The following is a 14,700-nucleotide window of genomic DNA, read 5'->3' as shown; positions in this document are numbered from 1 at the left end:
AATCCTTTAGGCCTTCGCGGCGAGATTGATGATGTGAAGATTGCCCCAGCGGTCGACGTTCACCTCGAAGTCGGGGAGCACGCAGGTGGTGGTGTCGTCCTGCGCGATGATCGCGGGACCCGCGAAGCGGTCGCCGGCGCGCAGCGTCTCGCGCCGATAGAGCGGCATCCGCTGCATGGCGCCGTCCATCCAGCAAGGTACGGTCGCGGCGGGCTTCGCTGGCCCAGTCGAGTCCGGAATGGCGGTGATCGCAGGACGCGGCGTGCGGACCTTGGCCACGACGCGCAACGCCACCACCTGGATGACGGCTTTCTCGTCGCGGTAGCGATAGAGACGCTCGTGGGCCTGATGGAAGGCCTCGCGAAGGGCGGCGATATCCTTCGTGCGCATGGCCTCCGCATCGAATGCGGTTTCGATCTCGAAGGACTGGCCCTGGTAGCGCATCTCGGCGGTGTAAGTCAGTTCCGGTACCGGTCCGGCGCCGACCTCGGCGTGCACCCAATCGAGCGCTTCCTGCTCGAGTGTCAGCCGCGTGCGCTCGAGCGATTCCCAATCGTCGTCTCCGAGTGTGCACCAAGCGACCGCGACGAAATCGTTGCGCGTGTCGGCGATCAGGCCGCCGAGCGCGCTCAGCACACCAGGCGTCAGGGGCACGGTGATCCGTTCCATATTGAGCGCACGGGCGAGATGACAGGCGAGCATCGGACCCGCGCCGCCGAAGGCCATCAGCGCGAACTCCCTGGGATCGATCCCGAAACGCGAGATCAGCCGGCTGATCCCCGAATACATACCCGAGATTGACACATTGATGATCGCCTCGGCGACGGCTTCCATCGATTCGCCGAGCCGTGCCGCGAGTGGAGCGATCGCTTCGCGCGCGGAGGCGACGTCGAGCCTGACCGAATCGTAGCCGAGCGCCGTCTGGCCGAGCACGCCGATCGCGGCGAAGGCATCGGTGATGGTTGGCTCGCGTCCGCCGCGCCCGTAGCAGACTGGGCCCGGGGTCGAGCCTGCGCTCTCCGGTCCCACCTTGAGCACGCCGAACGGATCCACGCGCGCGATCGAACCGCCGCCGTCGCCGATCGAGGTCACGGAGACGGACGGGATGTGGATCTGATGGTCGCCGATATATTCGCCGGTCGCGTATTGCGGCTCGCCTCCGACGATCAGCGCGACGTCTGCGGTGGTTCCGCCGATATCGAGGCTCATGACGTTCTTCAACTCGCAAAGCTGCGCGACCCAGGCGGCGCCGATCACGCCGGATGCCGTGCCTGAAAGCACGATCTGGACGCAGTCCGTCTTGCCGCGCTCGGCGCTCATCACGCCGCCATTCGATTTGGTGACCTTGAGATCCGCGGTCACGCCGGAGCTGCGCAATGCTGCCTGCAAGGACGTCAGGTAGTTCGAGACCACTGGCTGCACATAGCCGCCGATCACTGCCGTGTTGGTCCGCTCGTATTCGCGGATGATCGGCCACACTTCGCTCGCACAGGAGACGAAGAGCTCCGGCGCTGTCTCGGCGATGATCGCGCGCACCTGTCGTTCGTGCTCGGGATTGCGGTAGGCGTGCAGCAGTGAGATCACCACGCCCTCGCAGCCGGTCCGCTTCAGCCCGGCCACCGCTTCGCGCACGCTTGCCGCATCGATGGGCTCGAGCTCCTTGCCCTCGGCGTCCAGCCGTCCGTCGATGCCGAAGGTGCGATAGCGCGGCACGAGCGGCTCCGGCCGCGCCGACATCAGATGGTACATATCGGGCGTCTTGAGACGCGCCAGCACCAGGACGTCCTCAAAGTAGCGGTTGGTGATCAGCCCGAGGCGGATGCCCTTGCGCTGCACGACCGCGTTGACGCCGACCGTGGTGCCATGAGTGAAATGCACGACCTCGGCGGGATCAATCCCGTAGCGCTCGCCGAGCATGCGCATGCCGTCGGCGACCTCGCGGCCCGGCGCGTCCGGGCGCGAGAACACCTTGAGGCTGCGTACGGTGCCATTGCGCTCATCGAGCACCGCGAAATCGGTGAAAGAGCCGCCGATATCGACGCCTATTCTCAAACCCATAGTTCAGGTCTCTCCTTTAAAGTCGTGTCGAACCATGCCCGCGGTCGGGCAAGGCTTCAGCGGCGCTTCTCCATGTGATCGCGCAGCTGGAAATAACTGCCGAGAATCGGCATGAACCACGTCTGGCCGTGGTAGAGCGGATGGGATGGCAGCGGCGTGCCGAAGGCGTCGAGCGCCAGGTCGTGTTCGCCCAGCAGATGGCGCGCGAGCCGATGGCCGAGCCAGGTCATCGTGGTGACGCCGCTGCCGTTGCAGCCGGCGGCGTAGTAGCAGCCTTGCGGATCGCGCCCGAGATGAGGCAGGGCATCCAGCGTCACCGCGACCTTGCCGCCCCAGCTATGGCTCACCTTCACATCGCGCAGTTGCGGGAAGCGTTCCGTCATCTGTGCGAACAGGATCCTTGCGCTCGCCTTGCGGTCGAGCGGATAGAAGCGCGCGCGACCGCCGAACAGGAAGCGCTGTCCGTCGGGCGAATAGCGGTAGTAGGCCGTCACCCGGTTCGCTTCGGCCACGCCGCGATCCCTGGGGATGAGCGACGTGTGCAGCTCTGCGGGCAGGATCTCGGTCGCGATCTGATGCGAGGTGACCGGGACGAGACGCCGCTTGAGCCAGGGCGTGGCCGCGCCCGTGTACCCGTTGGTCGCGATGACGACGCGTCTTGCGCGAATCTCGCCGCGGCCGGTCACGATCCGGTAGCCGGCGCCGGCGCGCTCGATCGACGTGACGGGCGCATGGCAGGCTAGCTTCGCGCCGGCAGCGAGGGAGGCTGCGAGCAGCCCGCCAAAGAACTTTGCGGGATGCAGATGTCCCGCGCCGTTGATCAATGCGCCGCCGACATAGACGTCGCTCGCGAGCTCGCTGCGCAGTTCACTGCGCTCCAGCATTCGCACGTCGCTGTCGGTATGCGCGTTGAGCCTGGCGATCCGTCCTTCCCAGGTGCGGACCTGCGCGGCCGTCCATGCGGCGGCGATGCGGCCCGCACGGCGGTAGTCGCAGTCGATGCCGTGTCGTGCGATCAATGTCTCGAGGAAGCGATAGCCGGCTGCGGCCTCGCGTAGCCTGTCCTCCACGGTGGCCTTGCCGGCGGCCGCGGCCGCCGCACTGACGCGTTTGGACATGCTCTTGCCGACATTCACGCCGCCGGTGACCTGGCCGCCGCTCAGCGTGCTGGCGCCGATGCCGGGTAGCTCGGCCTCGAGCACGACGACCTCGGTGCCGTGAGCGGCGAGTTCGAGGGCGCAGGAGATGCCTGCATAGCCGGCACCGATGATTGCGACATCGGCCTCGCGCGGCACGCCGCCGTCGCCGGCGTCGTTCGGACGCCAGTCGTCCCACCAATAGGGAGTCTCGGAAAAGTCCGAAGCGAAGATGGAGGACCGAGCTGTCATCGTTGCATCTTTCCGCAGCCTAAGACACGGGCTCTGCAACGGCCGCCACCGGGACGGCATAGGGCGCGGAACGTCTCTGGTCGTAGTAGAGGAAGACGCTGATGAAGGAGGCGGTCGCGATCACGGCGACATAGCAGGGAACGGCGTAGGGCGTTCCGGTCCGCTCGATGAGAAATGATGCGACCAGAGGCGCAGTCCCGCCGAACAGTGCCGTGCCGGTGTTGTAGGCGATGCCGCTCGCGGTCACGCGCATCTCGCGCGGGAACATGTCGACGAGCCCGATCGTCATACCGCTGGTGATCAGCGGATAGACCAGCACCGGAATAACGGCGGCGGCAATCGCGCTCGCCGGCGTAGCGAAGCCTGCGACATAGAAGGAGAGGAACATCGCGGGGATCACGAGCACGCAGCCGGCCAGCAGGGTTGGCCGCCGTCCTACGGTGTCGTTGACCCAGCCATAGAAGATGGTGCTCGCCATCAGCACCAGCTGCGCAATGAAGATCGCCAGGGATGCGTGCGTCTCGCCGATCTTCACGAAATTGGTGAGATAGGTCGCAAGGAAGCCGAGCACGAGATAGTTCGACAGTGTGTGGCTCATGAGGATGCTGATGAAGAACAGCATGCGCCGCCACTGGCTGCGGACCACGGCCGAAAGCGGTGGCGCTTCTCTCCGGAGGCGACGGCGTTCTTCCTCGATCGCTAGAAATTCCGGCGATTCATCGATGTGGTAGCGAATCCAGAGACCCAGCAGCCCAAGCGGGACGCCGAGCCCGAACATCAGGCGCCAACCCCAACTGGCCATGCTCTCTGCGCCGATGACGGCCGAGACGAGTGTGAAGATGCCGACCGCGATTGCGGTGCCGGAATAGGCGGCCGCGGGAGAGAAAGAGGCGCGCAGCGCCCGGTGCTGGCTGCTTCCCTGTTCGACGATATAGGCGGTCGCCGCCGTGTACTCGCCGCCGGCGAAGAAGCCCTGCGCTAAACGGCAGAACACGAGACCCGCGGTCGCAAAGCTGCCCGCCACGGCGTAGCTCGGCAAGAATGCCGTGAGAGCGGTCACGACGCACATGCCGCTTACCGAGATGAAGAGGGCCGAACGGCGCCCGAACCGATCACCAACACGTCCCATGACGATCCCGCCGAGCGGCCGGATCAGGAAGCTCGACGCGTAGATCATCATTGTCTGCAGCAAGGCCACGGTCGGATCGCCGGGCGGGAAGAATGTCGTGGAGATCACCTTCGCCAGCAGGCCGAAAATCGCGAAATCCAGGAAGTCGATGAGATTTCCGGCCACGGCGCCGGAGATCGCCTTCAGTTGAAGGCGGCGAGTGATTGGGCCGGGTGCAGTCGCTCCATCTCGGGGCAAGGCCAGTACTCCTGTTGTTGGACCCGTCCGCTTGCGCGGACCGTCGAGGACGAGCCCCGCACGCATGTCTTGCCCCGGCCAAGCAAGTGTCCCACAATGTGGAACGTCGTTCCATTTACGAAGCTAGCAAGGACCTGGAGGGATGGCAAGCGCTGTGGAGAAAAGCCGGCTCTGTGCTATGGGCCGCGCTCGGGGCCATTCCTGCGGGATGCCGAACGGGGCCGGACTGCTCCGCAGAAATCGCGGTCAGGGTGATGAAGAGTCTGTTGAAGAGCCTGGAAGTTCTGGAAGCCGTTGCGGAGATGCAGCCGGTCGGCGTGAGCGAACTTGCGCGCCGCCTCGACCTGCCCAAGTCGACCACGCAGCGCATCTTGCAGACATTCGCGACGACCGGCTGGCTGCGCCCGGTCGGAGGGGAGGCGACCCGCTGGCAGATCGGCCATCGCGTGCTCCACCTTCAGGTGCCCGAGCTCCAGGCGGGACAGCTGTACGCCGTGGCCCGCAAGCCGATGCAGGAATTGCGCGACCAGGTGAACGAGACCGTGCATCTGTCGATCCTGGATGGGCTCGATGTGATGCTTCTGATCGATCGCGCGGATTGTACCCAGAGTGTGAGGACCTTCAGTCCGATTGGCGATCGATCGCCCATTCATGCGACCGCCATCGGCACGGCTGTGATGGCGCACCTCTTGCCGGAGGAAATCGAAGCCATCATCCAGCGCGGTCTGAAGCGCTATACCGAGAACACGATCACGGACCCCGAGGCATTGCACGCGGAGCTCGAACGTGTGCGCAAGCGCGGCTATTCGCTGAATCTTCGCTGCTATCGTCCGGCCGTCTGCGCCATCGGCGCCGCCATTCTCGATTCGCAGGGCCGGCCGGTCGGCGGCCTCTGCATCTCCATGCCGGCTTCCCGCTACGTCGAGCAGAACGAGAAGGTCTGGGGCGACATGGTCAATGCGACGGCGCGCAAGATCAGTATCGGCTGAGCCTGCGTTGCATGTCCCCGCAGCAACGCGCCGCTCGGTTGCGATCCCTAGAAGTCAGAGACTTTTCCGACCGCAAGTCCGGCAAAGCGATCCGGCCGATAGGGCTGGGGATCGACGATCGGCGCGGCGCCGGTCACGAGATCCGCAATGAGATGCCCGGCTCCGGGACCGATACCGAAGCCGTGGCCGCTGAAGCCTGCGGCCAATATCAGCCCAGGCAGGCCGGACGTCTCTCCGATGGCCGGCACGCCATCTGGTGTCGAGTCGATGTAGCCGCCCCACGCGGCGGTGATTTTGGTGTCCTTCAGGGCGGGCAACAGCTCGAGCGCGCGCCGATGCGTGAGCTTGATGGTGTTCTGATCGGGCGTGGGATCCAGAATGCGCATGCGCTCCATCGGTGTCGGCTCGCTCACGCGCCAACGCTGGAGCGTTTCATGTCCGGACTTGATGCCTTCGAGGCCGCCCGGAAGCAGGCTGCGCCAGCGCCGCCGAAACATCGGCAGGAATTGCGGGGAGAAGCGCAGCTGCTGCGCAGTCGGATCGACGCGGCCGCGGCCACTGATGGCGAGCGTGTATCCGCCATCGCCACGCCTCGTCACCGAAACGGCGGAGGTGTGGAGCGCGTCCGGCAGGCCTTTCGCGCCTTGCGACACCGACAGGATGGACGCGCGGATCGAGGCGAGCGGAAGTCGGATGCCGGCCTGATGGCAGAAGGACGAGGACCACGCGCCGCCCGCCAATATAGCCACACGCGTGCGAATCGTGCCGCGCTCCGTCACGACCGCGCTCACGCGGCCGCCCTCGGTCTCCAGTCCGCGTGCCGCGCACATCTGATGCACGGTGCCCCCGCGCCTGAGCATCGCCCGCGCCACCGCGGGCGCAGCCCTGGCGGGATCGGCGATGCCGTCGGTCGGCGAGAAGACGCCACCCTTCCAGGCGCGTCCCGTCGCCGCGCCGCGCTGCGTTGCTGCGGCTGCATCGAGCATGTGCGTGGTAACGCCGACCGTCCGAGCGAAGTCGCGCCAGCGCGCCCAGCCCTCGAGCTCGACCTCGTCGTTGCTGAGATACAGAAGGCCGCAGCGGGAGAAGCCGGTGCTCTCGCCGCTTTCAGTGCCGAACTTTTCCCACAGGTCCAGGCTCTTCGTGGCCATCGGCAACTCGCGGGCATCGCGATTCTGTTGCCGGCACCAGCCCCAGTTGCGGCTGGACTGCTCGGCTCCGATCCGCCCCTTCTCCACGAGTGCGACGCCGAGCCCTCGCAGGGTGAGATAGTAAGCCGCGAACACCCCGATGATGCCGCCTCCGATGACCACCACGTCGGCGCTGCGGGGGAGCTCCGGCGAGGTCTCGATGTGGCTGAGTGGTGCGGGCATCCTGGCTTCCTAGATTTCGCTGGGCGCATCGTAAGCCGCGGATCGCCCCGCGCGGCGCCGGATTCGATGGAAGCTCAGCACTTTATGCTGCATCCTCGGGCGGCTGCAAAACTGTGTTCTAGCAGAGCGGTATGATGTCTGTGGTGGACAATGGAAGCAGGATAAGTGAGCTTCTGGCCCGTTGTGCCCAATTTTCTGCTGCGCCTCCCGGCGCGTGCTCAATGGAGAGTCACCAATGAAGCTGGACCGGATCGACATCAAGATCCTCCACGAACTCCAGAAGAACGGTCGCATCACCAATGTCGAGCTTGCCGAGCTGGTGAACCTGTCGCCCAGCCCGTGTCTCATGCGCGTGAAGAGACTGCAGGCCGAGGGCTACATCGAGGGGTATTCCGCCCAGATCAATGTGCGCAAGCTGGGACAGACGCTGACGGTGTTCACCGAAGTGACGTTGAAGAACCATCGGCAGATCGACTTCGCTCGTTTCCTGTCGGCCGTCGACAAGGTCGACCAGCTGATCGAATGCCATCTGGTCTCGGGAGGGTACGACTACATGCTGAAATTCGTCACCGCCAGCATCGGTGAGTACCAGACCATCATGGAGCGGTTGACGGACATGGATATCGGCATCGACAAGTATTTCAGCTTCGTCGTCCTCAAGTCGCCCATCGTCCGCTCGCAGATGCCGCTGACCAGCCTGTTTCCGGCTTGATTGCCGGCTGCGCCTACGGATGGCAATAGGCCCGCACCTGTTCGGCGTCCTGTTCCAGATTGTCGAGCCAGCCGGTATCGAGCTTGGGCACCGAAGAGAACAGCAGCCGCGTATAAGGGTGCTCCGGTGCTGCCAGGCGGGTCGACGCGATCTGTTCGACCTTCCGACCGCGATACATCACGATGATTTCGTCGCAGATCGCCTCGACCACCGACAGGTCATGGCTGATGAAGATGTAGGAGATGCCGAGCTCGCGTTGCAGCTCCTTCAGCAGCTCGACCACCGCGGCCGCCACGACCGTATCGAGGGCCGACGTGATCTCGTCGCACAGGATGAGCATCGGCTCGGCCGCGAGCGCCCGGGCAAAATTCACGCGCTGCTTTTGCCCGCCTGAAAGTTCTCCCGGCAATCGATGCCGTACAGATTTGGGAAGGCGGACCAGATCGAGCAGCTCGCTGACGCGCGCATCGCGCGCCTTGCCCCTCATGCCATGATAGAAGGCGAGGGGACGCCTCAGAATGTCTTCCACCGACTTTGCCGGGTTGAGTGCGGTGTCCGCGTGCTGGAACACGATCTGGATCTGGCGGAGCTCGTTGCGGGTGCGGTTGCGGCCGGCCTTTCCCAATTCGCGCCCGTTGAAGACGATGTCGCCCGCATGAGCCGGCAGGATACCGGCAATCGCCCGGGCAAGCGTTGACTTGCCGCAGCCGGACTCGCCGATGATGCCGAGATTCCGCCCCTGATCCAGCTTGAGGCTGACCGCCTGCACGGCATTGATCAGCGGCTGTCCATCGCGCGAGCGAGGCCCGTAGCCGACCGTGAGACTGTCGACCTCGAGCAACGGGCGCTTCGTCACGCCCTCGCCGTCAGGCTGCCGCTGCTGGGTCTTCGGCCTGAACGCGGCCAGCAACTCCCTGGTGTAGGGATGCCGGGCCTCCTCGAGGATATCGTTGGTCGTCCCCACTTCCTGGACCGTACCGTCCTTGAGCACGACGATCCTGTCGGCGATCTGGGCGACCACGGCCAGATCGTGCGAGACGTAGACGCCGGCGATGTTGTGCTGCGCCGTGACGGACTTGAACGCCCGCAGCACCTCCACCTGCGTCGTGACATCGAGCGCCGTGGTGGGCTCGTCGAAGATGACCACCTTCGGCTGGCCGATCAGGGCCATCGCGGCGGCGAGACGCTGCAACTGACCGCCCGAGACCTGGTGCGGGTAGCGGTTGCCGATCGTTTCGGGCTCCGGCAGCGACAGGGCCTTGAACAGCAAGAGGGCTTTCGCCTGCGCTTCGGCGGCCGACATGAGCCTGTGGATGCGCGCCACCTCGATGACCTGATCCATGATGGTGAGCGCAGGGTTGAAGGCGGCGGCAGCGCTCTGCGGCACATAGGCGACGCTCGTCCCGCGGATGCCGGCGCGTTCCGCTTCCGAAAGCTTCACCATGTCGACGCCGCCCACCCGTACCTCGCCGCCGGTGATCGCGCAGCCCTGCCGGGCGTAGCCCATCAGCGTCATGGCGATCGTGGTTTTGCCCGAGCCGCTCTCGCCGATGAGGGCGACGATCTCGCCTTCGGCAATGTCGAGGCTGACGCCTTTGATGATCTCGACCCGCCGGCCGGCGTCGGTCGTTGCCTCAACCCTGAGATTGCGGATTTCGACGAGGTTTCCCGTCATTCGGCGCTCCGGTCGCGGATCCTGCTCGGCAGGTTATCGATCAGAAGGTTGACGCTGATGGTGAGACTTGCGATCGCGAGCGAGGGGAAGATCACCGCCGGCGCGCCAAAGGGCAGCCCGCCGATGTTCTCGCGAACCAGTGCGCCCCAGTCCGCGTAGGGCGGTTGCACGCCGAGCCCGAGAAAGGACAGGCCGGAGAGCAGCAGCACGATGAAGACGAAGCGCAGGCCGAGATCGGCGAGCACGGGGCCGAGAATGTTTGGTAGAATCTCTGAGGCGATGAGATAGGGCAGGCGTTCGCCCCTGATACGGGCGACCACCATGAAGTCCATCGTATTGACGTTGACGGCGAGAGCGCGCGCGAAGCGATAGGCGCCGGGCGTGTAGATCACCGAGAGCGTCGCAATGAGTGCCGGGATCGACGAGCCGACCGCGGCGACCACGACGAGGCCGAACAGCTTGCTGGGTATAGAGTTGAGCGCATCGAGAAACCGGCTCAGCATGCTGTCGAACCACCCTCCGGCGACTGCCGCAGTCATGCCGAGCGCGACGCCGCTGAAGCAGGCAATGGAGACGGCTGCAAGCGAGATGCCGAGCGTGTAACGCGCGCCCATCAGGATGCGCGAGAAGATATCGCGGCCGAGATAGTCGGAGCCGAACCAGAGCTCCCGGCTCATCGGGCCAAAATAGTCGGTATCGACGATCTCGCCCACGGAATGCGGAATGATCTGTGGAGCGAACAGGGCGATGCCGGCCCAGAGGAGGATGATGCCAAGGGCCGACATGCCCACGAGATTGAAGCGATAGCCCAATCGCATGCTGAGCCGGCCTGACGAGGTCGGATTCGTCATCGGAGCCTCGGATTGGACAGGACGGCGATGATGTCGGCGGCCGTGATCAGCGCCAAATAGCCGAGGCAGAAGATCATCGCGCAGGTCTGGATCAGCGGCAGGTCACGGGTCGAAACGGCATCGACCATCAGCTTTGCGACGCCGGGATAATTGAAGATGGTCTCCACGATGATGACGCCGCCGAGCAGGTACGACAGCGAGAGCGCGACCGCATTGATGATCGGACCGAGCGCATTCGGCAGTGCGTGTCGCAGCACGAGCCGGGGGCGCGAGGCGCCCTTGAGCAGTGCCATCTCGACATAGGGCGTATTCAACGTTTCGACGACGGCGGCGCGGGTCATGCGGATCATTTGCGCCGAAACGCCGAATGTGAGCGTCATGACGGGCATCGCGTAGATCCGTACCAGATCATGGAGCGACTTGACCTCGTTGGTGAGGGACAGGGCCGGCAGCCATTTGAGGTAAACCGCGAAGAGCAGCACCGCCAGCGTTGCGATCATGAACTCCGGCACCGAGATGATGCCGATGGTCCCGACGGTCACGATGCGGTCGTACAGCGTGCCGCGCCACATCGCAGCGGTGATGCCGAGGGTCAGCGCGAGCGGCACGGCGATCGCAGCGGTCAATCCTGCAAGCTTCATCGTGTTGACGAACCGTCCGCTGATCAGCGTGGCGACCGGGACGTTGTTCGCGTAGGACTTGCCGAAATCGCCCTGGAACAGGCCGGCGATCCATCTCAGGAAGCGGATGATCGCGGGATCGTCGAGATGCATTGCCTTGCGCAGGCCCTCGACGGCTTCAGGTGTCGCGGATTGCCCGAGCAAAATAGTTGCCGTATCGCCCGGCAGGAGCGTGGTGGCAAAGAAGACGGCGAAGGAAACGATCACGAGTGTGATCAAGGCGATGACAAGCCGCCTCGCCACGAGCGACGAAATTTGTCCTCTCACATTCGTCCTCCCACGCCACGCCGCGCATTTTGGTCAGCTCGGGTTCCAAATCCAAGGAGCCCGAGCTGCGACCTCGCCTTGTGCCGGTCAGGCGGTCAGCCAGACGTATTCGGCGAAGGCGTAGCCCATCATGCCGCCGAGCGGGTTGGGCTGCAGCCCCTTCAGCTTGGCGGTGATGGCGTCCACGTTGGAGATGTAGGCCGGAATGATGGTGCCGGCTTGCTCCGACACCAGGACCTGCATCTCGTTGTACATTTCGCGGCGCTTGGCCTGATCGAGCGAGCCACGGGATTCGAGCAACATCTTGTCGAATTTTTCCGAGACGAAGCGGCTCTCGTTCCACGGCGCATCCGACTTGTAGAGCAGGGAGAACAGGATGTCGGGCGTCGGACGCGGGTTGATGTTGCCGAAATGGATCGGCGCCTTCAGCCAGTAGTTGCTCCAGTAGCCGTCGGAGGGCACGCGCTTCATATCGAGCTTCATGCCGATCTGGGCCGCGCTGGCCTGGATGATCATGGCCATGTCGATCGCCGAGCCGGGTGCCTCTGACGTGATGACCTCGATGGTCTGGCCGAGGACGCCGGCCTTCTGGAAATGGAATTTCGCTTTGTCCGGGTCGAACGATTTCGGCTTGAGCGCCGCATTGTGGTAGACGTTGGCGGGCGAGACGGGTTGGTCGTTGCCGACGACACCGAAGCCGCGCAGGGCCGATTTGACGATCTGCTCGCGGTTGACCACGTATTTCATGCCCTCGACGAAATCGCGGTTGTTGCCGGGCGCCATGTCCATGCGGATGTTCAGGTCGGTATAGGTGCCCGACGTGGTCGTGGACAGCGCAAGGCCATCCTTGCCGTCGAGGAGGCGCACCGATCGTGGGTTGATCGAGGCGGCGAGATGAATGTCCCCGGACAGCAGGGCATTGATCCTCGCGTTTTCATCCGGGATGGCGAAGAACTCGAATGAATCGACGTTCGGCCCTCCCTTGAAGTAGTTCGGATTCCGCACGCCGATCGAGCGCTCGCCGGGGGTGAACTGCTTGCACGTGAAGGCGCCGGTGCCGTTGCCGGAGGAGAAGTCGGTGGCGCCGTCGGCCACGATCATGAAGTGATGCATGGACAGGATCGTCGGCAGGTCTGCATTGGGGCTCGCCAGCGTGATCTCGACGGTGCTCTTGTCCACGGCCTTGAAGTCGGTCATCTGGGACGCGATCGCAGCGACCTTCGATCCGGTTGCCTTGTCCAGATGGCGCTTCAGCGAGAAGATGACGTCGTCGGCGCTCAGCTCCTTGCCGTTGTGGAAGGTGACGCCTTTCTTGAGCTTGATCGTCCAGGTCTTGGCATCGCCGCTCTCGATTGACTCGGCGAGCTCCATCTGGGGCACGCCGGTCTGGTCGAGAAATGTCAGGCGATTGTAGAAGGAGCAGCAGCGAACATAGTCGGTCGAGAGCGAGGCCTTGGCGGGATCCAGCGTGTCGGCAGTCGACGAGGACCAGGCCGCGGCTTTCAGGGCACCGCCCTTCACAGGCGTCGCCGCCACCGCGTCCGACGCGCGGCCGAAGATCGTGCCGGCTGCGGCCATGGCCACGCCATTGGCGAGCATCAGCTTCAGTAGATCGCGGCGCGAAGCCCCGCGCCGAATGGCGTTCTCGATCATGGCATCGTCTGAACAGGACCAGTTCGTCGTGTCGCTCATGTCAATCCCCTCGCTGGCTAAGGCTACGACTCGTGTTGCGGTGAGCGGCAGATTGTTCTGCCGCGCCATTGTGGTGGATGCTGGCGGTCTGTCGTAACGACGTTGCCGCGTTTCCACTCAGGACTGCATTCTTTCCCGCGATCGAAGTCTGGCAGGATAGTCCCGCGGCTTTGGCCGAAAAAACCGCGGGCCGCGGCACAAAATTGCGAAGATGTCTCTGTTTCCAGTGTTTCGGACCTGCTTCCAGCCGGCTTGTTGTGCATGCCTATTATTATCGCAGTGCGGCGCGAACTTCGGCATCAGCCAGCGTATCGTCGAGCGTCCTCGTCGTGCGCTCGATGATGGCGTCGATCTCCGACTCGGAGCAGCAGAGTGGAGGGGCGTAACCCAGCACGCCTGTTGGGAAGGCCCGGATGACGAGGCCGTTCTTCCAGGCGCGGTCGAAGATGCGTTTTGCCGGCTCGGCCGCGGCGGGAAGCGGCGTCTTGCGTTGCTTGTCGGTGACGAGTTCGACGGCGGCCAGCATGCCGCGGCCGCGCACGTCTCCAACGAGGGGATGATCCCTGAGCGATTGAAGACCGGCCATCAGGCGCGCACCCGCCTTCGTGCCGTTCTCGAGCAGGCCGCTTTCGTAGAGGCGCAACACTTCCAGGGCGACCGCGGCGCTGACCGGATGCGCGGAATAAGTGTAGCCGTGGCCGACGGCGCTCGCGCCCGCCGCATCGGCGATCGTGTCGTAGACGTGATCCGACATGAGGACCGCGCCCATTGGGACGTATCCCGAGGTCAATCCCTTTGCGACCGTCATGAGGTCGGGGACGATGTCGTCCTCGCTGCATGCGAACAGCGGCCCGGTTCTGCCGAACCCGGTGATGACCTCGTCCGCGACGAACAGGATGCCATGCGCCTTGCACCGCGCGCGCATGGCCTTCATCCAGCCCTTCGGTGGTACCAGCACGCCGCCCGAGCCCTGGATCGGTTCGGCATAGAACGCGGCGACGCGTTCTGCGCCGCCGATCTCCTCGATCTTCGCGTCGAGCGCGGCGAGCGAGGCCGCGATGATGGCATCATCGTCCTCGCCGGCCGGATTGCGATAGACATAGTGCGAGGGGATCCGGTGCTGCCAGCTGAGCGGCACGCCGAATCCGGCGTGGAAGGCGGGCAGGGCCGTCAGCCCGGCACCAACGGTCGAAGACCCGTGATAGCCCTGTTCGACCGAGATGAAATGCTCGCGCTGTGGCTCGCGCCGCGCGTGCCAATAATAGCGGACGAAGCGAACAGTGCTGTCGACGGCATCCGAGCCGCCGAGCGTGAAATAGACATGGTTGAGATCGCCGGGCGCGCGCTGCGCCAATTCGGCTGCGAGGCGGATCGCGGGCTCCGAGCCGAGGCTGAAATAGCCCGTCGCGTAGGGAAGCTCCTGCATCTGCCTGGCAGCGGCTGCAACGATGCTCTCGTGCCCGTAGCCGGCATTGACGCACCAGAGGCCGGCGAAGCCGTCGATCAGCTGATGTCCGGAAGCGTCCGTCACGGTCGCTCCCCTGGCAGATTTCAGCACCTTGACGCCGCTCGCTTCGTGGCCCCGGTAGGATGCGACCGGGTGGATGAGGTGAGCCCGGTCGAGCTCGACGAGCGAATTGCTCAGCATC

General features: G+C 64.6%; 11 protein-coding genes. 2 read left to right on the top strand and 9 right to left on the bottom strand.

Translation table 11 applies throughout. The annotated features are described in order from the left end of the window. Window positions 1-6: 6 nt before the first annotated feature. The 3 genes from XH79_RS38675 to XH79_RS38665 are packed head-to-tail and all read right to left on the bottom strand — an operon-like array spanning window position 7 to window position 4,740. The gene (locus XH79_RS38675) at window positions 7-2,058 is read right to left on the bottom strand and encodes a hydantoinase/oxoprolinase family protein (RefSeq protein WP_212337858.1); all 2,052 of its coding nucleotides are present in this window, start codon (window positions 2,056-2,058) and stop codon (window positions 7-9) included. A 56-nt stretch (window positions 2,059-2,114) separates the two neighbouring features. After that, window positions 2,115-3,446 (bottom strand): NAD(P)/FAD-dependent oxidoreductase, encoded by a 1,332-nt coding sequence (locus XH79_RS38670; RefSeq protein ID WP_245003411.1) that lies wholly within the window; start codon window positions 3,444-3,446, stop codon window positions 2,115-2,117. 19 nt (window positions 3,447-3,465) lie between these two features. Further along, on the bottom strand, window positions 3,466-4,740 hold the full coding sequence (locus XH79_RS38665) for an MFS transporter (protein ID WP_271585099.1): 1,275 nt from the start codon (window positions 4,738-4,740) through the stop codon (window positions 3,466-3,468). A gap of 326 nt (window positions 4,741-5,066) precedes the next feature. On the opposite strand from XH79_RS38665, the gene XH79_RS38660 reads away from it, so the two are divergent. Beyond that, the gene (locus tag XH79_RS38660) at window positions 5,067-5,801 is read left to right on the top strand and encodes an IclR family transcriptional regulator (protein ID WP_212337864.1); all 735 of its coding nucleotides are present in this window, start codon (window positions 5,067-5,069) and stop codon (window positions 5,799-5,801) included. A 47-nt stretch (window positions 5,802-5,848) separates the two neighbouring features. Here the strand turns inward: XH79_RS38660 and XH79_RS38655 are convergent, their stop codons facing one another. Further along, complete coding sequence (locus XH79_RS38655; protein WP_271585098.1) at window positions 5,849-7,174, bottom strand: NAD(P)/FAD-dependent oxidoreductase; 1,326 nt, start codon at window positions 7,172-7,174, stop codon at window positions 5,849-5,851. 235 nt (window positions 7,175-7,409) lie between these two features. On the opposite strand from XH79_RS38655, the gene XH79_RS38650 reads away from it, so the two are divergent. Then, window positions 7,410-7,886, top strand: coding sequence for an Lrp/AsnC family transcriptional regulator (locus XH79_RS38650; protein ID WP_211405921.1), 477 nt, complete (start codon window positions 7,410-7,412; stop codon window positions 7,884-7,886). 13 nt (window positions 7,887-7,899) lie between these two features. Here XH79_RS38650 and XH79_RS38645 read toward each other — a convergent pair whose 3' ends face one another. The 5 genes from XH79_RS38645 to XH79_RS38625 form a co-directional block, all read right to left on the bottom strand. Further along, a complete protein-coding gene (locus XH79_RS38645; RefSeq protein ID WP_271585097.1) occupies window positions 7,900-9,561 on the bottom strand; it encodes an ABC transporter ATP-binding protein in 1,662 nt (553 codons plus the stop codon). Beyond that, window positions 9,558-10,412, bottom strand: coding sequence for an ABC transporter permease (locus tag XH79_RS38640; RefSeq protein ID WP_212337869.1), 855 nt, complete (start codon window positions 10,410-10,412; stop codon window positions 9,558-9,560). The genes XH79_RS38645 and XH79_RS38640 overlap by 4 nt, the downstream gene beginning before the upstream one ends. Next, window positions 10,409-11,359 (bottom strand): ABC transporter permease, encoded by a 951-nt coding sequence (locus XH79_RS38635; protein WP_271585096.1) that lies wholly within the window; start codon window positions 11,357-11,359, stop codon window positions 10,409-10,411. Before XH79_RS38635 ends, XH79_RS38640 begins: the two co-directional genes overlap by 4 nt. A gap of 87 nt (window positions 11,360-11,446) precedes the next feature. Further along, window positions 11,447-13,051 carry an ABC transporter substrate-binding protein gene (locus XH79_RS38630; protein ID WP_271585095.1) on the bottom strand — a complete coding sequence of 535 codons (1,605 nt, stop codon included), beginning with the start codon at window positions 13,049-13,051 and terminating at the stop codon, window positions 11,447-11,449. Window positions 13,052-13,322: 271 nt separating this feature from the next. Then, window positions 13,323-14,699 carry an aspartate aminotransferase family protein gene (locus tag XH79_RS38625; protein WP_271585094.1) on the bottom strand — a complete coding sequence of 459 codons (1,377 nt, stop codon included), beginning with the start codon at window positions 14,697-14,699 and terminating at the stop codon, window positions 13,323-13,325. Window position 14,700: the final 1 nt, after the last annotated feature.

Source organism: Bradyrhizobium sp. CCBAU 45389, from assembly GCF_028128625.1.
Classification (GTDB): Bacteria; Pseudomonadota; Alphaproteobacteria; order Rhizobiales; family Xanthobacteraceae; genus Bradyrhizobium; species Bradyrhizobium liaoningense_B.
Note: the sequence above shows the minus strand (reverse complement) of the source record. Positions and strands in the feature narration are given on the sequence as shown.

Coding starts and splice junctions, on each gene's coding strand:
- XH79_RS38675 (WP_212337858.1), bottom strand. CDS start 2,058: ATGGGTTTGAGAATAGGCGTCGATATCGGCGGCTCTTTCACCGATTTC.
- XH79_RS38670 (WP_245003411.1), bottom strand. CDS start 3,446: ATGACAGCTCGGTCCTCCATCTTCGCTTCGGACTTTTCCGAGACTCCC.
- XH79_RS38660 (WP_212337864.1), top strand. CDS start 5,067: ATGAAGAGTCTGTTGAAGAGCCTGGAAGTTCTGGAAGCCGTTGCGGAG.
- XH79_RS38655 (WP_271585098.1), bottom strand. CDS start 7,174: ATGCCCGCACCACTCAGCCACATCGAGACCTCGCCGGAGCTCCCCCGC.
- XH79_RS38650 (WP_211405921.1), top strand. CDS start 7,410: ATGAAGCTGGACCGGATCGACATCAAGATCCTCCACGAACTCCAGAAG.
- XH79_RS38645 (WP_271585097.1), bottom strand. CDS start 9,561: ATGACGGGAAACCTCGTCGAAATCCGCAATCTCAGGGTTGAGGCAACG.
- XH79_RS38640 (WP_212337869.1), bottom strand. CDS start 10,412: ATGACGAATCCGACCTCGTCAGGCCGGCTCAGCATGCGATTGGGCTAT.
- XH79_RS38630 (WP_271585095.1), bottom strand. CDS start 13,051: ATGAGCGACACGACGAACTGGTCCTGTTCAGACGATGCCATGATCGAG.
- XH79_RS38625 (WP_271585094.1), bottom strand. CDS start 14,699: ATGCTGAGCAATTCGCTCGTCGAGCTCGACCGGGCTCACCTCATCCAC.